This window comes from Mycolicibacterium doricum (assembly GCF_010728155.1).
Taxonomy (GTDB): Bacteria; Actinomycetota; Actinomycetes; order Mycobacteriales; family Mycobacteriaceae; genus Mycobacterium; species Mycobacterium doricum.
Window position 1 is genome coordinate 927,214 of the sequence record NZ_AP022605.1, and the last position, 23,572, is coordinate 950,785.

The 23,572-nt window shown below is 68.1% G+C and carries 26 protein-coding genes; 13 read left to right on the forward strand and 13 right to left on the reverse strand.

The window, feature by feature from the left end:
• The first annotated feature begins 250 nt into the window (after positions 1-250).
• The 3 genes from G6N07_RS04655 to G6N07_RS04665 all read left to right on the forward strand — a co-directional run bounded on the left by G6N07_RS04655 (position 251) and on the right by G6N07_RS04665 (position 3,232).
• A complete protein-coding gene (locus G6N07_RS04655; protein WP_085190103.1) occupies positions 251-751 on the forward strand; it encodes a DUF6912 family protein in 501 nt (166 codons plus the stop codon).
• A gap of 39 nt (positions 752-790) precedes the next feature.
• Positions 791-1,921: a ferredoxin reductase gene (locus G6N07_RS04660; protein WP_085190101.1), complete on the forward strand. Its 1,131-nt coding sequence runs from the start codon at positions 791-793 to the stop codon at positions 1,919-1,921.
• 69 nt (positions 1,922-1,990) lie between these two features.
• Complete coding sequence (locus G6N07_RS04665; RefSeq protein WP_085190099.1) at positions 1,991-3,232, forward strand: fatty acid desaturase family protein; 1,242 nt, start codon at positions 1,991-1,993, stop codon at positions 3,230-3,232.
• A 76-nt stretch (positions 3,233-3,308) separates the two neighbouring features.
• Here the strand turns inward: G6N07_RS04665 and G6N07_RS04670 are convergent, their stop codons facing one another.
• From G6N07_RS04670 to aroA, 3 genes are all read right to left on the reverse strand, one after another.
• Positions 3,309-4,169: an aldo/keto reductase gene (locus G6N07_RS04670; protein ID WP_085190097.1), complete on the reverse strand. Its 861-nt coding sequence runs from the start codon at positions 4,167-4,169 to the stop codon at positions 3,309-3,311.
• A 249-nt stretch (positions 4,170-4,418) separates the two neighbouring features.
• Positions 4,419-5,399 carry a ribosome small subunit-dependent GTPase A gene (gene rsgA, locus G6N07_RS04675; RefSeq protein WP_085190095.1) on the reverse strand — a complete coding sequence of 327 codons (981 nt, stop codon included), beginning with the start codon at positions 5,397-5,399 and terminating at the stop codon, positions 4,419-4,421.
• Positions 5,396-6,715 (reverse strand): 3-phosphoshikimate 1-carboxyvinyltransferase, encoded by a 1,320-nt coding sequence (aroA, locus tag G6N07_RS04680; RefSeq protein WP_085190093.1) that lies wholly within the window; start codon positions 6,713-6,715, stop codon positions 5,396-5,398. The genes rsgA and aroA overlap by 4 nt, the downstream gene beginning before the upstream one ends.
• Positions 6,716-6,751: 36 nt before the next feature.
• On the opposite strand from aroA, the gene G6N07_RS04685 reads away from it, so the two are divergent.
• The 4 genes from G6N07_RS04685 (at position 6,752) to rsrA (ending at position 10,319) form a co-directional block, all read left to right on the forward strand.
• A complete protein-coding gene (locus tag G6N07_RS04685; RefSeq protein WP_085190091.1) occupies positions 6,752-7,522 on the forward strand; it encodes an SOS response-associated peptidase in 771 nt (256 codons plus the stop codon).
• A complete protein-coding gene (locus G6N07_RS04690) occupies positions 7,519-9,042 on the forward strand; it encodes a DUF7782 domain-containing protein (protein WP_085190089.1) in 1,524 nt (507 codons plus the stop codon). Before G6N07_RS04685 ends, G6N07_RS04690 begins: the two co-directional genes overlap by 4 nt.
• 357 nt (positions 9,043-9,399) lie before the next feature.
• Entirely contained in the window at positions 9,400-10,029 is a 630-nt protein-coding gene (locus G6N07_RS04695; protein ID WP_179960021.1) for a sigma-70 family RNA polymerase sigma factor, read from the forward strand.
• Complete coding sequence (gene rsrA, locus G6N07_RS04700; RefSeq protein ID WP_085190086.1) at positions 10,026-10,319, forward strand: mycothiol system anti-sigma-R factor; 294 nt, start codon at positions 10,026-10,028, stop codon at positions 10,317-10,319. The genes G6N07_RS04695 and rsrA overlap by 4 nt, the downstream gene beginning before the upstream one ends.
• Positions 10,320-10,395: 76 nt before the next feature.
• Here the strand turns inward: rsrA and G6N07_RS20890 are convergent, their stop codons facing one another.
• Positions 10,396-10,488 carry a 50S ribosomal protein bL37 gene (locus G6N07_RS20890; RefSeq protein WP_099050200.1) on the reverse strand — a complete coding sequence of 31 codons (93 nt, stop codon included), beginning with the start codon at positions 10,486-10,488 and terminating at the stop codon, positions 10,396-10,398.
• A 146-nt stretch (positions 10,489-10,634) separates the two neighbouring features.
• Here G6N07_RS20890 and G6N07_RS04705 point away from each other — a divergent pair, with 146 nt between their 5' ends.
• Both G6N07_RS04705 and G6N07_RS04710 read left to right on the forward strand, forming a co-directional pair.
• A complete protein-coding gene (locus G6N07_RS04705) occupies positions 10,635-10,850 on the forward strand; it encodes a biotin/lipoyl-binding carrier protein (protein ID WP_085190300.1) in 216 nt (71 codons plus the stop codon).
• Between the two features lie 28 nt (positions 10,851-10,878).
• Entirely contained in the window at positions 10,879-12,369 is a 1,491-nt protein-coding gene (locus tag G6N07_RS04710) for a two-component system sensor histidine kinase PdtaS (protein ID WP_085190084.1), read from the forward strand.
• A gap of 273 nt (positions 12,370-12,642) precedes the next feature.
• On the opposite strand, the gene whiB1 is transcribed toward G6N07_RS04710, so the two are convergent.
• Together whiB1 and G6N07_RS04720 are read right to left on the reverse strand one after the other, a co-directional pair.
• Entirely contained in the window at positions 12,643-12,897 is a 255-nt protein-coding gene (gene whiB1 / locus G6N07_RS04715) for a transcriptional regulator WhiB1 (RefSeq protein ID WP_011558794.1), read from the reverse strand.
• Between the two features lie 244 nt (positions 12,898-13,141).
• On the reverse strand, positions 13,142-14,095 hold the full coding sequence (locus G6N07_RS04720) for a diacylglycerol/lipid kinase family protein (protein WP_085190082.1): 954 nt from the start codon (positions 14,093-14,095) through the stop codon (positions 13,142-13,144).
• 39 nt (positions 14,096-14,134) lie between these two features.
• Between G6N07_RS04720 and G6N07_RS04725 the strand changes: the two genes are divergently transcribed.
• Positions 14,135-14,557 (forward strand): hypothetical protein, encoded by a 423-nt coding sequence (locus tag G6N07_RS04725; protein ID WP_085190080.1) that lies wholly within the window; start codon positions 14,135-14,137, stop codon positions 14,555-14,557.
• On the opposite strand, the gene G6N07_RS04730 is transcribed toward G6N07_RS04725, so the two are convergent.
• From G6N07_RS04730 to G6N07_RS04740, 3 genes are read right to left on the reverse strand one after another with little or no spacing between them, the layout of a single operon-like run.
• A complete protein-coding gene (locus G6N07_RS04730; RefSeq protein ID WP_085190079.1) occupies positions 14,512-14,991 on the reverse strand; it encodes a GNAT family N-acetyltransferase in 480 nt (159 codons plus the stop codon). The two genes, G6N07_RS04725 and G6N07_RS04730, sit on opposite strands and share 46 nt — an antisense overlap.
• Positions 14,988-16,097 carry an isochorismate synthase gene (locus tag G6N07_RS04735; protein ID WP_235849686.1) on the reverse strand — a complete coding sequence of 370 codons (1,110 nt, stop codon included), beginning with the start codon at positions 16,095-16,097 and terminating at the stop codon, positions 14,988-14,990. Before G6N07_RS04735 ends, G6N07_RS04730 begins: the two co-directional genes overlap by 4 nt.
• Positions 16,094-16,705: an acid phosphatase gene (locus G6N07_RS04740; RefSeq protein ID WP_085190074.1), complete on the reverse strand. Its 612-nt coding sequence runs from the start codon at positions 16,703-16,705 to the stop codon at positions 16,094-16,096. The genes G6N07_RS04735 and G6N07_RS04740 overlap by 4 nt, the downstream gene beginning before the upstream one ends.
• A gap of 51 nt (positions 16,706-16,756) precedes the next feature.
• Here G6N07_RS04740 and G6N07_RS04745 point away from each other — a divergent pair, with 51 nt between their 5' ends.
• On the forward strand, positions 16,757-17,560 hold the full coding sequence (locus tag G6N07_RS04745; RefSeq protein WP_179959948.1) for a ParA family protein: 804 nt from the start codon (positions 16,757-16,759) through the stop codon (positions 17,558-17,560).
• Between the two features lie 191 nt (positions 17,561-17,751).
• On the opposite strand, the gene G6N07_RS04750 is transcribed toward G6N07_RS04745, so the two are convergent.
• Together G6N07_RS04750 and G6N07_RS04755 are read right to left on the reverse strand one after the other, a co-directional pair.
• A complete protein-coding gene (locus G6N07_RS04750) occupies positions 17,752-18,963 on the reverse strand; it encodes an Rv3212 family protein (protein ID WP_085190072.1) in 1,212 nt (403 codons plus the stop codon).
• Positions 18,964-18,983: 20 nt separating this feature from the next.
• Positions 18,984-20,498, reverse strand: a complete 1,515-nt coding sequence (locus G6N07_RS04755) for a DEAD/DEAH box helicase (protein WP_085190070.1) — start codon at positions 20,496-20,498, stop codon at positions 18,984-18,986.
• A 265-nt stretch (positions 20,499-20,763) separates the two neighbouring features.
• Between G6N07_RS04755 and G6N07_RS04760 the strand changes: the two genes are divergently transcribed.
• Positions 20,764-21,468 (forward strand): ferritin-like fold-containing protein, encoded by a 705-nt coding sequence (locus G6N07_RS04760; protein WP_085190068.1) that lies wholly within the window; start codon positions 20,764-20,766, stop codon positions 21,466-21,468.
• A 4-nt stretch (positions 21,469-21,472) separates the two neighbouring features.
• Here G6N07_RS04760 and G6N07_RS04765 read toward each other — a convergent pair whose 3' ends face one another.
• Positions 21,473-22,252: a hypothetical protein gene (locus G6N07_RS04765; protein ID WP_085190066.1), complete on the reverse strand. Its 780-nt coding sequence runs from the start codon at positions 22,250-22,252 to the stop codon at positions 21,473-21,475.
• Between the two features lie 242 nt (positions 22,253-22,494).
• On the opposite strand from G6N07_RS04765, the gene G6N07_RS04770 reads away from it, so the two are divergent.
• Positions 22,495-22,749 carry a DUF3107 domain-containing protein gene (locus tag G6N07_RS04770; RefSeq protein ID WP_085190064.1) on the forward strand — a complete coding sequence of 85 codons (255 nt, stop codon included), beginning with the start codon at positions 22,495-22,497 and terminating at the stop codon, positions 22,747-22,749.
• Here G6N07_RS04770 and G6N07_RS04775 read toward each other — a convergent pair.
• The gene (locus G6N07_RS04775) at positions 22,736-23,410 is read right to left on the reverse strand and encodes an HTH-type transcriptional activator FasR (protein ID WP_085190063.1); all 675 of its coding nucleotides are present in this window, start codon (positions 23,408-23,410) and stop codon (positions 22,736-22,738) included. The two genes, G6N07_RS04770 and G6N07_RS04775, sit on opposite strands and share 14 nt — an antisense overlap.
• Positions 23,411-23,572: the final 162 nt, after the last annotated feature.

A 23,572-nucleotide genomic window follows, 5' to 3' on the forward strand; every position in this document is an offset into this window, starting at 1 on the left:
CAGACCATGACGGTCAGCTCGGCAACACGGTCCTCGTCGTCATCACCGGGCTGACGATCACGGGGCTGACGGTCGCATTCGTACTGTTGGCCGGCTCCGGGGTGGCGCGGGGCGTCGTGGCGCGGGGCATCGGAGTGGCTGTCGATATCAACATGGTGTTCGCGTTGCTGCTGGCACGTCGTGGTGGGGCTGGCGCGGCTTCATCGTCTCGGTGGAGAGGATCCCGACGCCAGGTAGCTAGTCTCGCGGGATGCGCGTCTACATCCCGGTGACCCTGGCCATGCTCGCCCAGTTCGTCGCCGACCGGTCGATGCACGCGGTGAACAGCACCGCGTTCGCGGTCACTCCGACCCTGCGTGAGGCCTACGCCGAAGGCGACGACGATGAACTGGCCGAGGTGGCACTGCGCAATGCCGCCCTGGCGTCTCTGCGACTGCTGGCCGCCGATGACGGCGCCGCGGGTCCGCCGCCGCGGCGGGCGGTGCTCGTCGCCGATGTCGAGGGCGCGGTGCCCCGGCCGGACCTCGACGACGCCGTGGTGCGGTTGACCGGCCCCGTGGCGTACTCCGACCTGGTCGCCGCCTATGTGGACAACGCCGACGCGGAGAGCGCGGTCCGACTCGCCGTCAACGCCGTGGACGTCGCCGACTTCGGTGACGAGGACGCCGAACTGACCGTCGGCGATGCGCAGGACCACGATTTGGCGTGGTACGCCCCGCAGGAGCTGCCTTTCCTGCTCGACCTGCTCTAAGACTGGATACGGGACCGTAGGTTACGGTACCGTAGGTTCATGGCCAAGAGTCAGATCAAAGTCTCGGCCAAAGTCGCCGACACGATGCGCCCCCGCGTCACCGCCAAACACCCCGCTCTCAACGCGCTGCGCAGCATCGCCGCCCGGATCACCACACCGCTGCTGCCCGACGACTACCTGCAGCTCGCCAACCCGCTGTGGTCGGCGCGGGAGTTGCGCGGTCGCGTCATCGATGTCCGCCGGGAGACCGAGGACTCCGCCACGCTGGTGATCAGGCCGGGGTGGGGTTTCACCTTCGATTACCAGCCCGGCCAGTACGTCGGCATCGGCCTACTGGTGGACGGTCGCTGGCGGTGGCGCAGCTACTCGCTGACCTCCAGCCCGCGCAGCGGGGGCCGCACCATCACCATCACAGTCAAGGCCATGCCCGAGGGCTTCCTGTCGACGCACCTCGTCGGCGGGGTGGCGCCTGGCACGATCGTGCGGTTGGCGGCCCCGCAGGGCAACTTCGTCATGCCAGACCCGGCTCCGGCCAAGGTTTTGTTCCTGACCGGGGGCTCCGGCATCACGCCGGTGGTGTCGATGCTGCGCACGCTCGTGCGGCGCGACCAGATCACCGACGTCGTCCACGTGCACTCCGCGCCGACGGCCGCCGGCGCCATGTTCGGGGGCGAGTTGGCGGCTCTGGAGGGCAGCCACGACGGCTACCGCCTGCACCTGCGCACCACCCGCACGCAGGGGCGCCTGAACCTTTCCCGGCTCGATGAGCTGGTTCCCGACTGGCGTGAGCGCCAGACCTGGGCATGCGGGCCCGAGGGCATGCTCAACGACGCGGAGAACACCTGGCAGCAGGCCGGCATCGCCGACGGTCTGCATCTGGAGCGGTTCGCGGTGACCAAGGCGGCGCCGCACGGCCGGGGGGGCACGGTCTCGTTCGCGCGAAGCGGCAAGACCATCGAGGCAGATGCCGCCACCTCGCTGATGGACGCCGGCGAGGAGGTCGGCATCCAGATGCCGTTCGGTTGCCGAATGGGTATCTGCCAGTCCTGTGTCGTCGGCCTGCTCGACGGCCACGTCCGCGACCTCCGGACCGGCGCCGAACACGAAGCCGGCAACCGCATCCAGACCTGCGTGTCGGCCGCATCCGGTAATTGCGTTCTGGACGTTTAGTGGTTACCAACTGGTAACCTACGACTACGTAGGTTACGCTACCGTAGGTAAGAGGAAGGAGGCGCCAAGATGGCAATCACAGAGGTACCTGAATTCGCACATCTCACCGACGCCGACATCGAGAGCCTGGGAGTCGAACTCAACGCGATCAGGCAGGACATCGAAGACTCCCTCGGTGAGCGCGACGCGCGCTATATCCGCCGCACGATAGCGGCGCAGCGTGCGCTCGAGGTGGCCGGCCGGTTGATGCTGGCCGCGAGCTCCCGACGGTCGGCCTGGTGGGCCGGCACCACGACGCTGGGCGTGGCCAAGATCATCGAGAACATGGAGATCGGTCACAACGTCATGCACGGTCAGTGGGATTGGATGAACGATCCCGAGATCCACTCCTCGACGTGGGAGTGGGACATGGGCGGGGCCTCCAAGCACTGGCGGTTCACCCACAATTTCATGCACCACAAGTACACCAACATCCTCGGGATGGACGACGACGTGGGCTACGGCTTGATCCGGGTCACCCGCGACGTCAAGTGGAAGCCGTTCAACCTCGGCAACCTGGTGTACAACACCATCCTCGCCCTCGGATTCGAGTGGGGGGTCGGCTTACAGCACGTGGAACTCGGAAAGATCTTCAAGGGTCGTGACAACCGCGACGAAAGCAAGAAACGCGTGCGTGAATTCGCCACCAAGGCAGGTGCGCAGCTGGCCAAGGACTACGTGGCCTGGCCGGCGGTCACAGCCTTGTCGCCGGGTGCGACGTACCGGTCCACCCTGACGGCGAACGCGGTGGCCAACGTCATCCGCAACGTGTGGGCGAACGCGGTGATCTTCTGCGGGCACTTCCCCGACGGTGCCGAGAAATTTACCAAGACCGACATGGCCGGTGAGTCCAAAGGGCAGTGGTACCTGCGCCAGATGCTGGGCAGCGCCAACTTCACCGGCGGCTGGCTGCTGCGCTTCATGAGCGGCAACCTGTGCCATCAGATCGAGCACCACCTGTATCCGGACCTGCCCAGCAACCGGCTGCACGAGATCTCGCATCGTGTCCAGGAGGTTTGCGACAAGTACGACCTCCCTTACACGACAGGGTCGTTCCTGGTGCAGTACGGCAAGAGTTGGCGCACCATCGCCAAGCTGTCGCTGCCGGACAAGTACCTGCGCGACACCGCTGACAACGCCCCCGAGACCCGCAGCGAGCGGATGTTCGCCGACCTCGAACCGGGTCAGCGGCGCGGACTCAAGTCCTCCATCGCCGTAGCCCGCGCTCGCCGTCGCGAGAAGCGTGAGTCTCGCGGGAAACTCGCCGCTTAACGCTTCGAAACTGCGGGGAGATCGGCCATCGGTTTTCAGATGGGCGGTCCACCCCACAGTTTTCGACGTCGTGGGGTCAGTCGGGGATGTAGTCGAACGTGTCCGGGTTCGGGCCGATCCGACCCAGCTCACGCTTGTCGAGACCCGACAGCGCATCGACGTCCGCATCGCCCAGCTCGAAGTCGAAGAGGTCGAAGTTCTGCTGAATGCGTTGAGGGGTAACTGATTTCGGGAAGATGATGTCGCCACGCTGGATGTGCCAGCGCAACACCACCTGTGCGGGCGACTTTCCGCTCGCCTCGGCGATGCGGGTGACCGTCGAATCGTGGAGCACCTGGCCCTGCGCGATCGGCGACCACGCTTCGGTGGCGATGCCATGTTGCCTGCCGTAGGTGCGCACCGCGTCGTTGAGGAAGTAGGGGTGCAGCTCGATCTGGTTCACGGCGGGGACCGTCTCGGTCTCACGGGCGAGGCGCTCAAGATGGTGGACCTGGAAGTTCGACACCCCGATGCTGCTGGCGCGGCCGTCTTTCTTGAACTCCTCGAGTGTCTGCCACGTCGAGACGAAGTCGCCGTCGTACCGAGTCGGCAACGGCCAGTGGATGAGGAACAGGTCGACGTACCCGTCATCGTAGTCGAAGCCCAACTCGCTCAAGGTCTTGTCGAACGCGCGGCGGGCGTCGTCGGGACGGTGGAACCCGTTGTTGAGCTTGCTCGTGACGAAGACCTCGGCGCGGTCGACACCGGCGTTGCGGATGCCCTCGCCGACCCCGCGCTCGTTCTGGTACATCTCGGCGGTGTCGATGTGGCGGTAGCCGATGTCGAGCGCGGTTTTCACCGCGTTCGCCGTCTCGTCGGGTTTGATCTGGTAGACGCCGAACCCCAATTGCGGGATCGAGGCGCCGTCGTTCAAGCTGACGGTGGGAACGGTGCTCAAGGTCGAGCCTCCTTCTGACGTAGTTGCATCCTGACGTAGTTGCATAGACAGGGTTGGTGTGCCCGGTTCGTGCGACCCCACACACGTCGCGGACCTTCGTCACTCTCCTGTCCGGGTGCTGTGGGGTTCGTGGACGATCACGAAGGCCTGCGGTGTCGACGAGGATGGCCGTGGTCGCCCCAGCCCCGCAGTCGACGTCGCTGACGTGGTCACCGCACCCCAGGAGCCGGCGCACCAGATGTCGGCCGGTCATGTGTCGTTGAGTGCGCCCAGCAGGTGACGCGCTGCACCGACGCGGCCGGCGGCCGCGCCGGTGAGGTCGTCCAGCGCACATTCCGGGTCGGCGGGTGGGCCCATGTGGCCGCAGCCGCGAGGGCATTCGGTGATGGCCTCGGCGAGGTCGGAGAATGCGAGCAGCACGTCGTCGGGTGCGATGTGGGCGAGGCCGAAGGAGCGGATGCCGGGCGTGTCGACCACCCAACCGTCGCCGGCCAGCGGCAGCGCGACCGATTGTGTCGAGGTGTGTCGGCCCTTGCCGACGCCGCTCACCTCGCCGATCGCTCGGTGGGCCTGCGGCACAAGGCGATTGACCAGTGTTGACTTGCCGACACCGGAATGGCCGAGCAGCACGGTGACCTGTCCTGTCAGCAGTGGCATGACGTCGTCGAGGGCGTCGTCGCGGCCCGCGGTGATCACGGTGACGTCGAGGCCGGTGAACTGGGCGGCGAACGGCTCGGCCGGGGCGAGATCGGCCTTGGTCAGGCACAGGATCGGAGTCAGCCCGCCGGCGTAGGCGGCGATCAAAGCGCGTTCGACGAACCCCGTCCGCGGCGGTGGATCGGCCAGCGCCACGACGATGAGCAGTTGGTCGGCGTTGGCGACCACCACCCGTTCGGTGGGATCGGTGTCGTCTGCGGTGCGGCGCAATACGCTTCGCCGTTCGCCGCGGCGCACGATGCGCGCCAGCGTGTCGGGTCGCCTGGTCAGGTCACCGACCAACTCGACGTCGTCGCCGACGACGATCGGGGTGCGGCCCAACTCGCGCGCCCGCATCGCCGTCACCACCTGCTCCGGGTCACGGTCGAGCGCACAGCCCCAGCGGCCACGGTCGACGCTCACCACCATGGCGCTGCGGGCGTCGGCGTGCTCCGGTCGAGTCTTCGTCCGCGGACGCGTGCCCCGACCCGGCCGCACCCGCACGTCTGACTCGTCGTACTCGCGAGGGCTCAAGCGCCTGCCTCGGGGTCGGTGGCCGTCTGCCCCGCGAGCATGTCCGCCCACATCTGCGGAAACTGGGGCAACGTCTTTGCGGTGGTGGCGATGTCCTCGATCTCGACGCCAGGGGTGCGCAACCCGACGATGGCGCCGGCCATCGCCATCCGGTGGTCGGCGTAGGAGTGCCAGACCCCCCCGTGCAGTGGCGTGGCGGTGATCACCAGGCCGTCGTCGATCTCCTCGCACTGTCCGCCGAGCCCGTTGATCTCGGCGCTCAGCGCGGCGAGCCGGTCGGTCTCGTGGCCGCGCAGGTGCGCGACGCCGCGCAGCCGGGACACCGCTCCGGGGGTGGCCACTACCGCGAGGGCGGCGACCGCAGGGGTGAGCTCACCGACGTCGTGCAGGTCCACCTCGAACCCGTCGTACTGCCGGGTGCCCCGGACCTCGAGATACGACTCGGTCTGGCGTACCACCGCACCGACCTTCGCCAGGATGTCCAGGATGGCGTCGGCGGGCTGGTTGCTCACCGCCGGCCAGCCGGTGACCCGGACCGCGCCGGCACTGACCACCCCGGCGGCGAGGAACGGCACCGCATTGGACAGGTCGGGTTCGATGGTCCAGTGCCGGGCGGCGACGGGTCCGGGTAGCACGGTCCACCGGTTGGCCGTGGTGTCGTCGACCTCGACGCCAGCGTCGCGCAGCATGGCGACCGTCATCGCCACGTGCGGCGCCGACGGCACCGACTCACCGGTGTGCACGATCGTCAGGCCGTCGCGGAAAGCGGCTCCCGACAGCATGAGCCCGGAGACGAACTGCGATGAGGCCGACGCGTCGATCTCGACGGTGCCGCCGGCGACCGACCCCTCGCCGCGCACCCGGAAGGGCAGGCCGTCGCCGTCGATCCGCACGCCGAGGCCCTGCAACCCCGCCAACAGCGGCGCGATCGGGCGGGCGCGGGCCTGCTCGTCACCGTCGAACTCCACGGTTGCGGTGCTCAGCGCCGCCACCGGCGGTAGAAACCGCAGCACCGTTCCGGCGAGGCCGCAGTCCACCCGGGCGCCCGCGGCAGGCGACAGCCGACCGCTGACGCGCAGCTCGCAGTCGATGGTGTCGACGCACTGCACCTCGAACCCCAGCGTCTGCAGGGCGCCGATCATCAGGTCGGTATCGCGGCTGCGCAGTGCACCGCTGATCGTGGAGGTGCCCTGCGGGGTGGCCAGCGCCGCGAGCACCAGGGCCCGATTGGTCTGCGATTTGGAACCGGGGATGGTCAACGTCGCATGCACGGGGGTCGGCGTCGAAGGGGCCGGCCAATTGCTCACCGCGTCCATCCTGCCTTGTCGGCTCGCCGTGCCACTATCGGAGGTATGTGTGGACGTTTCGCAGTGACCACCGACCCAGCCCTGCTGGCCGAGAAGATCAAGGCGATCGACGAGACGAACGCCGCACCGCACGACAGCGGGCCGAACTACAACGTCGCTCCGACCACCACGGTCAGCACGGTGGTAAAGCGGCACAGCGGCCCCGATGACGAGGCGACTCGCCGCCTACGGTCGATGCGGTGGGGGCTCATCCCACCGTGGGTGAAGGGCGGTGAGGGCGGCGCACCGGACAACAAAGGCCCACTGCTCATCAACGCGCGTGCCGACAAGGTGACCAGGTCGCCTGCATTTCGCAGTTCGGCGAAGAGCAGGCGCTGTCTGGTGCCGATGGACGGTTGGTACGAATGGCGGCCGAACGCCGCCGACGGCGGGAAGAAGAAGGCGGCGAAGACCCCGTTCTTCATGTCCGGCGCCGACGGGGAACCGTTGTTCATGGCGGGGCTGTGGACCACGTGGCGGCCGAAGGACGCACCGAAAGAGGCACCGCCGCTGCTGAGTTGCGCGATCATCACCACCGACGCCGCAGGACCGCTCGCCGAGATCCACGACCGCATGCCACTGACCATCAGCGCCGAGGACTGGGACCGCTGGCTCGACCCGGACGCCGCGATCGACGAGGGGTTGCTCCGCGGTCACGGAGACCTCGACCGCATCGAGGTTCGCGAGGTGTCCCGGCTGGTGAACGACGTGCGAAACAACGGCGCTGAGTTGATTGCGCCGGCCGAGCCCGGGCCCGAACAGGTCACGCTGCTTTGAGTGGACCGTCGAAGTCGACGCCGCTGCACTCCACCGCCGTCGTCGACGACCTCGGCGCCGACCTGCGGGGCGCCGGGTACACCACCGATGCCGTGGCGCAGTTGCTCGGCGCGGATGCCGAGTCGGCATTCGCCCGCGGAGTGTGGTGGCCCGCCCTGCGGGCGACGGACCGGGCCGGGCCACGTCACCAGGCCCTGGCCGTGCTGGTGCGGCTGTTCCTGCTGGGCGCCGACGAACCGCGAGGCCGGGTGGAGGCGGCGTTGCCGACCGCCGGGGTCGACGCGTTGATCGCCAACGGTGTCCTGTCGGCCACGTCGCAAGAGATGGTGCGCGCCGCACTCGACATCCGCCCGCATGGTGACGGGCAACGGGACCTCCTGGTCGTCTCGGATCTGGATTCCGCACTGCGCGCGGGCGCCGTGCGGCGCGACCACGTCCTCGGTATCGGTGGTGCGTCGGTGTCGCTGGCTCGGGCGGTGGTGCGCGGGCCTGTCGGGCGCGCACTGGATCTCGGCACCGGCTGCGGAATACAGGCGTTGCACCTCGATGCGCACAGCGCCGAGATCGTCGCGACCGACACCAACGAGCGGGCGCTGGCGCTGGCCGCCGCGACCGCTCGCCTCAACGGGATGTCGTGGGACCTGCGCTGCGGCAACCTGTTCGAGCCGGTTGCCGGCGAACGCTTCGACCTGGTCGTGTCCAATCCGCCCTTCGTGGTGGGTGCCGGTGCCCGCCACTACATCTACCGCGATTCCGGTATGGCCGGGGACGCTTTGTGTCGCAGCCTGATCGAACAGGTCGCAGATCATCTCGAACCGGGCGGCACCGCGCATGTCCTGGCGAACTGGATCGTGCGTGACGGCGAGGACTGGCGCCAGCGTGTGCGGGGTTGGCTCGCGGACACCGCCCTGCACGCGTGGGTGGTGCAGCGTGAACTCGCCGATCCGGTCAGCTACGTCACCCTGTGGACCTCCGACGCCGGCGAACCGGCGGAGGAGGCGGCCCGGCGGGGCGGCGAGTGGCTGGACTGGTTCGCCGCAGAGGACATCACCGCGATCGGCATGGGCATGATCGCCCTGCGTGCCCCGCGGGCCGGCGAGCAACGCCCGCCCGAACACATCCTGGAGGAGATCGCCGCAGCCGACGAGGTCGTCACCGGCCCGGAGGTCGACGCGTTCTTCGCCCGCCGCGACTATCTCCACCACAACGACGATGAGGACCTGCTCGCCGCCCGACTGTCCACGGCGCCAGTGTTCCTCGACGAGCAGTCACTGCCCGGGCCCGACGGCTGGCAGGTGGTCGGCGCGGCGGTCCGCCGCCCGGGTGGTCCGGGGGCGGTGCTCGGCGTCGACGAGGTGGCGCGCGCGCTGCTGGCCGGGTGCCGCGGCGAGGTGCCGCTGGGCACACTGATCGACCTGCTGGCCGCCTTCCACGACGTCGACGCCGGGGCGTTGGCCGCCGCGGCGCTGCCGACCGTCCGTGCGGCGATCGGACGCGGGATCATCTACCAGGCCGAGTAACTCAATTGGTATCTCGGCGGGTCGGGCGAGTTCCCCGATGGCCTGGTCGCCGTAGGAACCGGCCCGCGGGTGGTGTCAATACCGCGCGACGCCGGGTGGCGCCCCGTCGGAGATGAGAGCGGCGACGGCCGGCGCTGCTGCGCGCAGGCGGGTCAGCTTAGAGGCTGCCGGGAACAACAGTGCGCGGTCCTGCTGTTGTTGGGAACGGCTTCGGATGCACACGCAGCCGAGAATGCGTCGGTCACAGCCTCTAGGATCAACGAAGGGACTCTGGTGCCAACGGCCTGCCTGGAACGTCCGGTGGATCTGCCGGGCCTGCTCGAGGGCGCCGCGACAGAAGGGACGGTGTCGACCACGATGACCGGCATCGACGGATCGGCGGCCGAACGAGCAGAATCCGACGCCGAGCTGACCACACGTTTCCAGCGCGATGCGATTCCGCTGCTGGATCAGCTCTACGGCGGTGCGCTCCGCATGACGCGCAATCCCGCCGACGCCGAGGATCTGCTGCAGGAGACCATGGTCAAGGCCTATGCCGGGTTCCGTTCATTCCGGGAGGGCACCAACCTCAAGGCGTGGCTGTACCGCATCCTGACCAACACCTACATCAACAGCTACCGCAAGAAGCAGCGCCAGCCGTCGGAGTACCCCACCGAGGAGATCACGGACTGGCAGCTCGCGGCGAATGCCGAACATTCATCGACGGGTCTGCGGTCTGCCGAGGTCGAGGCGCTTGAAGCGCTGCCCGACACGGAGATCAAGGCGGCGCTGCAGGCACTTCCGGAGGAATTCCGGATGGCGGTGTACTACGCCGACGTCGAAGGATTCCCGTACAAGGAGATCGCGGAGATCATGGATACGCCCATCGGGACCGTGATGTCGCGGTTGCACCGCGGCCGTAAGCAGCTTCGTGAGCTGCTCGCAGATGTCGCTCGCGACCGCGGGTTCATCCGCGGTGCGCAAGCACCCGAGGAGGTGTCGTCGTGACTGACGAAGAGCGGTGGGCCCCGCCGGTCGGCTCGGTCGACCCGGAGCATCCCGAGTGCGCCGCCGTCATTGCCGAGGTCTGGACGCTGCTCGACGGGGAGTGCACTCCGGAGACGCGTGACAAACTCAAACACCATCTCGAGGAATGCCCCGCGTGCCTGCGCCATTACGGCGTGGAGGAACGGGTCAAACGGCTGATCGCCGCGAAGTGCGGCGGTGACAAGGCGCCGGACCGTTTACGGGAGCGGCTCCGCATCGAGATCAGCCGCACGACGATCTACCGAAGGTGACGGCAGAAACAGCGAAACTACGGTCTTTGCGGGTTTTCGACCGAGAACCCGCATAACCGTAGTTTCGTGAGTACGGTCAGCGGACCGACTTCGAACCGGCGTTGGGCCGCTTGCCGTGGTTCGCCTTCGTGTTCTTGCGGTCGCGCTTCTTGCGGCCTCGCTTGGCCATGGGGGTACCTCCGTATGGTCGCGGACTGTCCAACCCGCAGCAGGCGGGGCGGTTGCATGCCATTGTCTCACGCCCCGGCGAGTGCTCGGACGGCCCGGGGTTGTGGTTCGATAGAGCGTCAACAGCAGACACTGAGTGGGGTGGAGATGGCCGAGGATGTTCGCGCGGAGATCGTGGCCAGTGTGCTCGAGGTCGTGGTCCACGAAGGCGATCAGGTCGGCGAGGGCGACACCGTTGTGCTGCTCGAGTCCATGAAGATGGAGATCCCGGTGCTCGCCGAGGTGGCCGGCACGGTGACGAAGGTCAATGTGTCGGAGGGCGACGTCATCCAGGCCGGTCACCTCATCGCGGTGATCAGCTAGCGCATTCGGCGCCCCCCGGTAGGTTGATATGTCCACCCTCGGTGATCTGCTCGCAGATCACACCGTGCTGCCCGGCAACGCCGTCGACCATCTGCATGCCGTGGTCGGGGAGTGGCAGCTGCTGGCCGATCTGTCCTTCGCCGACTACCTGATGTGGGTGCGCCGCGACGACGGCGTGCTGGTCTGCGTGGCCCAGGTGCGGCCCAACACCGCGCCCACCGTGCTGCTCGCCGACGCGGTGGGCACCACCACGATCCCCGACGCCATGCCGTTGGTCACGGCCACCTTCGAGTCCGGCATCATCGGCCGGGAAGGGCCGGCCGCGCAGAATAACGCGCCCGGGCTGAACGTCGAAGCGGTGCCGGTGCGGTACCGGGAGGACGTCGTCGCGGTGCTGACCCATCAGACCACGCTCGCGGCTCGTCGGACGGCGAGCCCGCTCGAGGTCGCCTACCTGGACTGCGCCGGCGATCTGCTGATCATGCTCTCCGAGGGCACCTTCCCCAATGTCGGTGACCTTGCCATGTCACGCTCCAGCCCGCGGGTGGGGGACGGTTTCATCCGGTTGGACGGCGCCGGCGACGTGGTGTTCGCCAGCCCCAACGCGATCTCGGCCTATCACCGGATGGGGCTGAACGCCGACCTAGAGGGCCAAAACCTGGTGGCGGTGACGCGTCCGCTCATCTCCGACCCGTTCGAGGCGCACGAACTGGCCAACCATGTCCGCGACTCGCTCGCGGGTGGATCCAGCATGCGCATGGAGGTGGATGCCGGCGGCGCGGCGGTGCTACTGCGCACCATGCCGCTGGTGGTGCACGGCGCGGCGGTGGGCGCGGCCGTGCTGATCCGCGACGTCACGGAGGTGAAGCGGCGCGACCGTGCGTTGCTGTCGAAGGATGCCACGATTCGTGAGATCCACCACCGGGTGAAGAACAACCTGCAGACGGTGGCGGCGTTGCTGCGGCTGCAGGCCCGCCGAACCAACAACACCGAGGGGCGCGAGGCCCTGATGGAGTCCGTCCGGCGGGTGTCGTCGATCGCCCAGGTGCACGACGCGCTGTCGATGTCGGTGGACGAGGAGGTCAACCTCGACGAGGTCGTCGACCGCATCCTGCCGATCATGAACGACGTCGCCAGCGTCGGCCCGCCGATCCGGATCACCCGTGAGGGCGATCTCGGCGTGCTCGACGCCGACCGCGCGACGGCGCTGATCATGGTGATCACCGAATTGGCGCAGAACGCCATCGAGCACGCGTTCGACGTCAACACCACTCAGGGCAGTGTCACGATTCGCGCCGAGCGCTCAGCGCGGTGGCTCGACGTGGTGGTGCACGACGACGGGCGCGGCCTGCCGGCCGGGTTCAGCCTGGAGAAGTCGGATCGGCTGGGATTGCAGATCGTGCGGACGCTGGTGTCGGCGGAGCTGGACGGATCGCTCGGGATGCATGACGTGCCCGGCGGGGGCACGGATGTGGTGTTGAGGGTCCCGGTCGGCCGCCGCGGCCGAGCCGCGCAGTAGGGTCCGGCGGCCGAGCCGCGCAGTAGGGTCCGGCGGCCGAGCCGCGCAGTAGGGTCCGGCGGCCGAGCCGCGCAGTAGGGTCCGGCGGCCGAGCCGCGCAGTAGGGTCCGGCGGCCGAGCCGCGGTCGATCGTCTCGCTGAAAAGCGAACCGACGGGACCGGATCGGCGAGTTTGAGATTGTGGTTCCGGACATAGTGGTTCCGGACATAGTGGTTCCGGACATAGTAAAGGCCCCGACTTCCGCCGGGGCCCTCACTGATGTGTCGAAGCGGTCAGACTCCGCTGCGGGCCTTGGTGCGGGCATTGCGACGCTTTAGGGCACGACGCTCGTCCTCGCTCATGCCACCCCACACACCGGCGTCCTGACCAGACTCCAAAGCCCAGCTCAGGCACTCGGTGGTGACGGGGCAGCGGTTGCATACGAGCTTCGCGTCGGCGATCTGCGCGAGTGCCGGCCCGCTGTTCCCCACCGGGAAGAACAGCTCCGGATCCTCGTCGCGACAGACGGCCTTATGACGCCAATCCATTGGTTCACTCCTCACTATGTGCGCAGCAGAGCGCACGAGCTTTTGTTCGGCTGTTAACGCGTGCACACGAATTGTTTCTGCACTGTTGCATCCGATGTTTTCACAGGCTCGACGGATGTCAAGGGAAGCGCGTTAACACGTGGGCAATGTCACTAGGCAGTCGCGTTAGACCTCCGCTTACCCCGTCGTACTAGACTCAACACACTTGCGCCCAAAATCTTTCCCGGGCAACCTACATCCCCAGTCAGAGGGATTCAATCGCCGGCGCAACCACGCTCAGGACGTCGGGCACCGAGGTGAACGTCATGGCTTCGCGCGGGCCGATGTAATCCCCGTCGATCTGGCAGGCCACCGGCACCTCGGACGTGATACGGACCCACGCCACGTCGTCGTCGCGGACGAGGTGGCGCGCAACCGGGTCAGGTACGCGGGCGAACATCTGTCTGGCCAAGCGGAGATTCGCCCACGCGTTCATGCTCGTGGTGGCGAACACCCCCAACCCCTTCTCGAACGTCGTTCCCGGGTTGGTCCAGATCGGCCTGGCGTTGGCGTAGGTCCAGGGGCTGGAGTTCGACACGAATGCGAAGTGCACGCCGGCGATCGGCTCGACGTCGGGCATGTGCAACGTCAGTGTCGGCTCCTTGTGCACGCTGGCGAGCACCTCGCGCACCGCGACCCGGATGTAGCGCGACGCGGAGACCTTCCGGCCTTTGGCCCGCTGCGCCTCCACAGCGGCGACCACGTCGCCGTCGACCCCCAGGCCCGCGGTGAACACCGCCCAGCGTTCCTCGCAGTCCATCAGGCCGATGCGCCGCCACACCGCAGTGCGTCGGTACTCGCCGAGCAAGTCGACGAGCTGGTTGGTGGCCTCGATAGGGTCGGGGCTGATGCCGAGTGCGCGGGCGAAGACATTGGCCGATCCGCCGGGTACGACGCCGACGGCCGGTGCGCCGACGTCGCCGCCACGTTCGCGCAGGACTCCGTTGACGACCTCGTTGACGGTGCCGTCACCGCCGTGCACGATCAGCACATCGACGCTGTCGGCGGCAGCTTCTCGAGCGATCTCGATCGCGTGACCTCGGTGGTCGGTGTGGACCACGGTCAGCTCCGTGCGGCTTTCCAGGGCATGGGCGAGCAGGTCGCGCCCGGCGGCGGTGGTCGAGGTGGCGTTCGGGTTGACGATCAGGACGGCACGCACGAGGCATGAGCCTATCGGCGAACATCTAGGCTCGACGTCGTGCCCGTTCCCGCTCCGTCAACCGTGCGTCAGGCGGCCGCGCTGGTGGCCCTCGAAGGGGCCGCCGGTGTGGTGGCCGCCCTGGTCTATCTCGTCAGCGGTTTCTCCCGCGCGGAGGAGGCCGGACTCAACAAGTTCGGCACCGCTGCATGGTTCGCGATCGTCGGCGGCGCCGTGGTCGCCGCCGCGTGGGCGTTGTGGACTGGGCGGCGGTGGGGCCGCGGCATCGCGGTGTTCGCCCAGCTATTGCTCCTGCCGGTGACGTGGTACGTCGCGGTGGGATCGCACCAGTGGTTATACGGCATCCCCGTCGCCGCTGTTGCGTTGACCGCGCTGGTGCTGCTGTTCAGCCCGTCGGCGTTGCAGTGGCTCGGCGCTCAGGAGCCGGCCAGCGCCGACAATTCCGGACCCGACACCCGGTAGGTGATCCAGTCGGCCTGCGGGTTGCCGCCGACGGCGTCGTAGAGAGCAATCGCGTTCTCGTTCCAGTCGAGCACCGCCCAAGACAGCCTGCTGTAACCATTGGTGACGCATTCGCGTGCCAGCGTCGAGAGCAAGGCGCGGGCCAGACCGTGGCGACGGTGCCTCGGTCTGACGAAGAGATCCTCGAGGTAGATGCCGGCCACGCCGTCCCAGGTCGAGAAGTTGTAAAACCACAGGGCACCGGCGGCGGCCGCACCGTCGACCTCCACCAGGTGCCCGTAGACGCGGGGCTCGGAGCCAAAGAGCGCGTCGCGCATCTGCTGTTCGGTCACGGTGCACTCGGCCGACGCGCGTTCGAACGCGGCCAGCTCGTGCACCATCGCGGTGAGCTGCACCTCGTCACCGGGCTCGACCCGGCGGATGGTCACTGTCATCGGGCAACCCCCAGTGCGGAGAGGATCGTGGTGAATTTCGTTGTGGTCTCAGCGACTTCCTGGTCCGGATCCGATTCGGCGACGATGCCGCCGCCGGAGTGCGCCGCGGCGCTGAGCCGGTCGGCGGACAGCTGTGCGCACCGGATGGACACCACCCAACGGCCGTCGCCCGCCGCGTCGCACCATCCCACGGCGCCGGCGTAGAAGCCGCGGTCGCCTTCCAGCCGCTTGATCAGTGCGGCGGCGAGGTCGGTGGGGACGCCGCCGACCGCCGGGGTCGGGTGCAGTGCGACAGCGAGATCCAAGGCGGTGGTGGTCGTTTCGCGCAGTCGGCCGGTGACCTCGGTGCTCAGGTGCCAGACGGCGGCGGTCGCGCTGAGGTGCGGTGTCGGCGCGATCTGCACGTCCACGCAGAAGGGGTCCAGGGCCTTGCGCACCTCGTCGACCACGATCGCATGCTCATGGCGGTCCTTGGCCGACTCGGCGAGGCTGGCGCCGCTGGCCCGGTCGGCCGTGGGGTCGGCGAAGCGCGGCGCGGAACCGGCGAACGGTTGGCACGTCACGACGTCGCCACGCCGGGCGACCAGGAGTTCGGGGCTGGCGCCGATGAGGGCGCCCCCGCGGTGGTGGTCTCCGGCCGCGCTGAGGTCGACCAGATACGCGTTGGCGCTCGCGTCGTCGGCGGCCAGGCGCCGCAGCAGGGTCCGGGTTTGAAGCGGTGCGTCGGCGGTGAGGTGCAAGGCCCGCGCGAGGACAACTTTGTGCAGTCCGGTGGCGGGGTCGTTGAGTGCGCGCACCGCGGAGGCGACGCGGCTGCGGTGCTCCCGCGGTGCGGGTCGAAACTCGGCGATCCGCACCTGCGGCAGGGCGACGGTAGGCCAATCCGGCAGCACAGCGAGGAAGCGGACGTCTCGCGGGCGGAACAGCGCGGCCGGGGACGACAAGTCGAAAGGCAAGGCGCCCAGCAACATCGGAGTGGCACCGGCCGCCAGTGCGGCGCGCGCCTCGGGCAGCGAGGGGTACGGCGTGTGGACGCCGTCGGCCAGCACGACGCCGTCGGCTCCGGTCAGGACGAAGGTCGGCTCGGTGCCCCTCGCCGTGGTCACGTCGGCATGCACGGATGCGGATAACCTGTCAGCGCCAACGCGCTGATCTGGCGTACTCCGTGCTCCCATCCGCACACCGCAATCGATGCCGCCACCATCGCGAACCGGATCCCGTCCTGCAGCGGCAGCTCCGCCCAGCGGGCGATCACCGCCCGGAAGAAGTGACCGTGTCCGACGAAGATGGTGTCGCGGGTCTCGAGGTGCATAAGCGCCATCTCCACCGCACGCTCGGCACGTGCGCTGACGTCCTCGACACTCTCGCCGCCGGGACAACCATGCGTCCACACCAGCCAGTCGGGGTCGGATTCACGGATCTCGGGCGTTGTGCGGCCTTCGTAGTCGCCGTAGTCCCACTCGACGAGCAACTCGGACACCTCGTCGACGGTCAGGCCGGCCAGTCTCGCGGTGTCGAGGGCCCGCCGTCGAGGGCTGCTGATCACCAGCGCATTGTCGAGCGTTAGCCGGTCGAGCGCCTCGGCCGTCCGAATGGCCTGCTCACGACCGGTTTCGGTCAGTTCCAGGTCGGTACGGCTGGTGTGCCGTCCCGAACGCGACCACTCCGTCTCACCGTGGCGGATCAGCAGAACTCGATGGTCGGTCAGGCTCACACCCGTCGATTCTGCCGGACGTCCGTGTGTCAGGGTCTTGCACGTGTCAGGATGGCACCCGTGACGCGAGTACTTGCGGTCGCCAATCAAAAGGGTGGGGTCGCCAAAACCACGACGGTTGCGTCGTTGGGTGCTGCGATGGCGGAAAGCGGCAAGCGGGTGCTGCTCGTCGATCTGGACCCCCAGGGGTCGTTGACGTTCTCGATGGGCCACGATCCCGACAAGTTGCCGGTCTCGGTGCACGAAGTACTGCTAGGCGAGGTGGAACCGGATGCGGCGCTGGTGGATACGCCGGAGGGGATGGCGTTGCTGCCGGCCAACATCGACCTCGCCGGGGCGGAGGCGATGCTGCTCATGCGAGCCGGTCGCGAACATGCTCTCAAACGCGCGCTGGCTAAGCTGACCGGCACCTATGACGTGGTGCTGATCGATTGTCCGCCGTCGCTCGGGGTGCTCACCCTCAACGGGTTGACCGCCGCCGACGAGGTCATCGTGCCGTTGCAGTGCGAGACGCTGGCGCACCGCGGGGTGGGCCAATTCCTGCGGACGGTGTCCGACGTGCAGGCCATCACCAACCCGGACCTCAAGCTGCTGGGTGCGCTGCCGACCCTGTACGACTCCAGGACCACCCACAGCCGTGACGTTCTCTTCGACGTCGTCGACCGCTACGAGCTGCCGGTGCTGGCGCCGCCGATACCGCGCACTGTGCGATTCGCCGAGGCCAGCGCATCGGGCTCGTCGGTGCTGGCCGGCCGGAAGAACAAGGGTGCGCTCGCCTACCGGGAACTGGCGGGGGCACTGCTCAAGCACTGGAAGAACGGCAAGGACCTGCCGACCTACACGCCGGAGCTCTAGCCGCCACCACACGCCCATACCAGCGACTCCCGGTGACGCGCACGCGGCTCGGCTCACCCACTGGTGCGGAATGAGGGATGGGATGGCCGACGGCGGTTTCGCGTTCCTCGTCACCGGCGCCGGCCGTGGTGTAGGGAGCGTGAGCCGCGCTGTGGTGGCCGATTCGTCGACGCCGGTGCGCGTTTCGGGAGTCAGCTGAGACCGACCAGGTCGCCGCCGCGCAGTTCCACGACGTGGTCACCGACGACCGCAGGAATGACCGCTCCGTCGACCGGCGGACGGGCAAGCGGGATGTGACGTTCGCCGGTCCCGGAACCGGGGTCGAAGACGTCGTAGCCGTCGCTGACCGGCACCAGCAGCCGATCGGCCATCTCGGCGGCCGGTCCGAGTGGCAGGCTCGGTCCCGACGGTGTCACCGTGTACTTGTACCGGAGGCCGGATGCGTCGAACACCATCACCGAGTCACCGGCCCACCACGTGATCAGATCGCCCGCGCGCGACACGACGGCGTCCGGGGACGCGGGCGAGCTCATCAGGGTGCTAGCGACCGTCGTGCCGGTCTCGTCGATGACGTTGACGCTCGGCTGCGGCGTCGGAAGGTAGACCGCGGTCGTGGTGTCGGAGACGGCGATGACCCGGGCGTCGGAGTCAGCGGCCACGCCGGGCAGTTCGACGTACCTGATGTCCGGTACGTCCTCTTCGTCGGACGGGCGTAGCAGCGTCAACCGCAGGTGGGGCTCGTTCGGGCAGGCTTCCAGGACCGACGCCGCCGAGGAACTGGCGGCCGCGGACGTCAGCCGGCACAGGGGCGCCGCGGGCACGTCCGGTTTGACGCGCGCATCGAGGGCACCGTAGCTGAGCATGCGCACCATGTCCGAACGCCACATCTCGAGTCGGCTCTCACCGGCCGAGAGCACCGTCGTGCCGTCGGTGCTCAACGTCACTTCTGGATCGGCGAATCCGGTACGCGCGTTGCCGCGCTTGCCCGTCCTGCCGTTGATCGTGCTGACCTGACCGCAGCCCCGCGAGTCCGGATACACCGCCACTGCGTAGTGGTAGACCGACGTGACGCCGCACAGGTCGACGTCACGGGCGTAGCTCCACACCGTCTCACCTGTACCGGGATCGCGGCCCTGCACGGTTGGACCGTCGCCGGTCACGACGCTGCCGCCGACGACGACCGGCATCGGAGTCTTCGGGCTCGCGGCGCTCCAGAGGTCCCGCAGAGCCGACGGAACGTCGGTTGCGGGCTCGAGATCGGGTATCGCCTGGGCGGCGGGTTGACTGATGGTGGCTCTGGCGTCGCTGGTCCACCAGACCAGGCCCGCTACCACGGCGATCACCGCGGCGATCGCGACGGCGGCCATCACGTCACCGCGGGTGCGGCGCTCCGGTTTGACCACTGATGAGGGTGACCGTCAGGTCAGCTGGTCGTGGACGCGGCCTTGCGCGGACGCCGACGGCGGCGGCGACGCCCGGCTTGGCCGGACTCACCGCTGGCATCGGCGTCCCCGTCACCGTCCACGGATTCGACAGCCGACTGCTCGGCCGACGCCTCGACGTGGCCGGTGACGGGTTCGCCTGCGCGGGTGCGCCGACGGTTTCGGGACCGGCTGCGGGTGGGCTTGTCGTCCCCGTCGCGGTCACCGGCACGTTCGCCGCGGCGGGAGCGTTCAGGACGCTTGGCGGCCCTCGCCTTCGGCTCACCGACAGAACCGCCGGCGTCGGCGGGGATGCCCAGTTCCTCGTAGAGGTGCGGCGAACTGGAGTAGGTCTCAGCCGGGTCCGGGGTGTTCAGGCCCAGCGCCTTGTCGATCATCGACCAGCGGGGCAGCTCGTCCCAGTCGACCAGCGTCACCGCGACGCCGGTCTTGCCTGCGCGGCCCGTGCGGCCGATGCGGTGCACGTAGGCCTGCTCGTCCTCCGGGATCTGGAAATTGATCACGTGGGTGATGTCGTCGATGTCGATGCCGCGCGCCGCGACGTCCGTGGCGACCAGCACGTCCACCTCGCCGTTGCGGAAGCTCTTGAGCGCCTTCTCGCGGGCACTCTGACCCAGGTCACCGTGGACGGCGCCGACCTTGAACCCGCGCTCGGCGAGTTCGTCGGCCACCTTCTGCGCGGTGCGCTTGGTCCGGGTGAAGATCATCGTCGCGCCGCGGCCCTCCGCCTGCAGGATCCGGCTGACCACCTCGACCTTGTCCAGCGCGTGGGCGCGGTAGGCGAACTGCGCGGTGGTGTCGTGGGTGGCGGCCGAATGCGGCGCCTCAGCGCGGATGTGGGTGGGCTGATTCATGAAGGTGCGCGCCAGCGTGATGATCGGATCCGGCATCGTGGCAGAGAACAGCATTGCCTGTCGCGTGTCGGGGGTTTGGCGCAGGATGCGCTCGATGTCGGGCAGGAATCCCAGATCGAGCATCTCGTCGGCTTCGTCGAGTACCAGCACCGACAGGCCGCCCAGCTGTAGGTGACCCTGCTGGGCCAGGTCGAGCAGGCGGCCTGGCGTGCCGACCACGACGTCGGCGCCCTCGCGCAGCGCCTCGATCTGCGGCTCGTACGGGCGGCCACCGTAGATCGACACCACCGAGAGCTTGCGGTGGCCGGCGGTCAGGTACTTGGCGGCCAGCGACAGGTCGCTGTGGACCTGCAGGCACAGCTCGCGGGTGGGAACCACGATCAGGGCGCGGGGGATACCGGTCAGGGTCTTGTCGGCGTCGGTGGTGACGCGCTGCAGCAGCGGGACGCCGAAAGCGTAGGTCTTGCCCATACCCGTGCGAGCCTGACCGATCAGGTCGTCGCCGGCCAACGCCATGGGCAGGGTCAGTTCCTGGATGGCGAAGGGCTGATGGATGCCTTCCTCGGCCAGTGCGCGACAGATTTCGTCACGTACGCCGAGGCTGGCGAATGTCATCTCAACAGGAGTTGTCAAAGGAGTCATGCGAAGTGAACGTGGCCTTTCATAGTCGACTCGTAGCCGGCCTCGTGGATTCCACGCGCACACGAGTCTGACGATGAAGCGGCCTCCTCGCCCGTCATGGGCGGTGCCGATCCGTTGGGCCCTGCACTTTCGGAGGCGGGCCAACGCGTGCACGCACATTTCTTTAGGGGGTGGCCCATCTGGAATGAGCCGCCGCCTCCACACACCATACCTTGGATTACTTTCCCGACGTGGATCGGGGCCCGTTGGCCATTACAGTTGGGCCATGAATTCGACGCGACCTGCAGCCTCGGGAGAGCACCCGATCACACCCCAAACGGCAGGTGTGTCGGCCGATCATCGCGGCGTCGACGAATTGTTCGCGCTGCTCGCCTACGGCGAGGTGGCCGCGTTCTACCGGCTGACCGACGAGGCGCGGATGGCGCCCAACCTGCGTGGGCGGATCAACATGGCCAGTATGGCGGCCGCCGAGATGAACCATTACGAGTTGCTGCGCGAAGCCATGGAGCGCCGCGGTGTCGACGTGGTGCCCGCTATGACGAAATACTCCTCGGCGCTGGAGAACTACCACCGGTTGACGACGCCGAGCACCTGGCTCGAGGCACTGGTCAAGACGTATGTCGGCGATGCGCTCGCTGCGGATTTCTACAACGAGATCGCCGGTGCGCTGCCCGACGAGGTGGCCGCGGTGGTGCGCGGCGTGCTGGCCGAGACCGGGCATTCGCAGTTCGTGGTCGCCGAGGTGCGCGCCGCGGTGACCGCCAGCGACCGGCAGCGGCACCGGTTGGCACTGTGGTCGCGGCGGTTATTGGGTGAGGCGATCACCCAGGCGCAGTACGTGCTGGCCGAACACGACGAACTCGTCGACCTCGTGATGGCCGGCGGTGAAGGGCTCACGCAGATCGCCGGGTTCTTCGACCGGTTGCAGCAGACCCACCAGTCACGGATGCAGGAACTCGGTTTGGCCTGAGGCGCTACTGCGTGCAGGTGGCGATCATCGAGTTGTTGTTCTGGGTGACCAGCGCGGCGCCCGCGGCATCGGTGATCGTGCAGTTGAGTTGACCGCCGATGCTGGTGGCGGTGACCGACTTGAGTTCCACACCAGGGTCGAGCACGACGGTCTTCGACCACGGCAGCGCCACGTTGACCTCGGTCTGCAATGCGCCCTGCTGGTCGGTGTAGATGACCGTCACGAAGTCGATGAGTTGGCGGTTGCCCGTGACCGTGTAGGTGATCGCGCGCGGCGTGGCCGCCGCAGCGGGTGGCGGGGGAGCGAGGGCACTCGGCGCCGGGTCGGGGGTGGCGTTCGCCGATGGCGACGGTAGCGAGGTCGGCGTGACGGTCGTGATGGTTTCCGGGGCGAGCGAGGCGACCGGGGGCGGTAAAGCCGCCGAGGTGTCGTGCGGCGCCGCCGCGGAGACCGGTGGGCGGGTCTGTGCCGAACGGCCGACCGTCGCCGACACCGATCCGCTGTCGCCGCCGCCGAGGATCACCAACGTGCATAGCGCGGCGACGAGGAGGGTCGCGCCCGAAACGGCGGCGATCCACTTCCAGCGGTTGTCGATGTCGGTCTCGTAGTCCTCGTAGTCCTCGTAGTCCTCGTAGCCGAGGTCCGTGTCGGTGTGCGACCCGGGCTGCCAACTCTGCCCGTAGCCGGTGTGGTCGCCGTAGTCGCGGTGGTCGGCGCGCGGGCGGTCCAGGCGTCCGGTTTGCGCGGACGTGTACGGCGAATGCGGCGAATAATGCCTGCTCATTATGGCTTTCCGGTAGCTTTCAACGGCTCTGCGTCCGATGCTAGCGGGGCTGAAGTGACAGTTGAGGTCCCCCAGCATCCGATTGGGTCACGGTCCGGGCTCGGTTCGGCTGCGGTCGAGATCACGCCCGCGCCGGCTTCGCGCAGCGCGTAATCACCAGGGCGGCGGCGGGACGTCGGCGTCCACTAGCCTTTCCGGTTAGCGACGCGGAGTCAGCGACAGCACGACGAAAGGGTTCAAGCGTGGAGGTCAAGATCGGTGTTTCGGACAGCCCACGCGAGCTCGTCCTCAACAGCGCGCAGACGCCCAGTGAGGTCGAGAAGCTGGTGACCGACGCGCTGGCCGAGGGTGCGGGCGGCGTCCTGGCGCTCTCGGACGAGAAGGGCAGGCGCTTCCTGGTCCAGACCAGCCGGATCGCCTACGTGGAGATCGGTGCCGCCGACGTGCGGCGCGTGGGTTTCGGTGTGGTCGGCGCGGAGGCCATCAAGAACGGGTGAGCGGCACGTGCGACAGCCCGCCCCAGGCGAACTGCACCGTCCCGTCGACGGCATCGTCCTTCGAGATGGGCCGCTCGGCGTCCAGCCAGTAGCGGGCACAGTCCACGCTGATGGCCACGAGGCCCACCGCGATCATCCTGGCCCGGTGGGCCTCCAGGCCGGAGTCTCTGCTGATCAAGTCGAACACCGCATCGGTGCAGGCTTCGGTCGCCACCTTCACCTGCGCGGCGACCTGGGGTTCGGTCGTGTAGTCGTTCTCGAAGATCAGCCGGTATCCCTGACTGTCATGTTCGATGAAGTCGAAGAAGGCTTGCACGGCCGCACGCAGTCGCTGCCGGTTGTCGGTGGTGGTGCGCAGCGCCTGGCGCACGCCGGAGACCATGTTGTCGACATGGCGTTGCAACACCGCCAGATACAGCTCGAGTTTTGACGAGAAGTGTTGGTAAAGAACCGGTTTGCTGACACCGGCGCGATCCGCGATCTCGTCCATGCCGGCGGCGTGGTAACCACGGTCGACGAAAATCTCACTCGCGGCGACCAGCAACTGCCCGCGGCGCTCGTCGCGAGGAAGTCGATTGCCGCGCCGGTTGTTCTTCGGCACGCCGGTGCCGTTGGCCGGCTTGTCACCACTCCTCTCAGCTGTGTCGGTGAGATCGCCCATCAAGCCCTCAATCTCCGAATCGGCTGGCGCGCATGGCGGTGGTGGCCCGAGGCGCTCATCGGTCCGACATTACTACCGATCGGGTGGCGCACGCGCCACCCACACCTGCCGGGGGTCGCCGGTGGCGCGCCGGAAACTCAAGTCCGCCGGGCTGTGCCATCC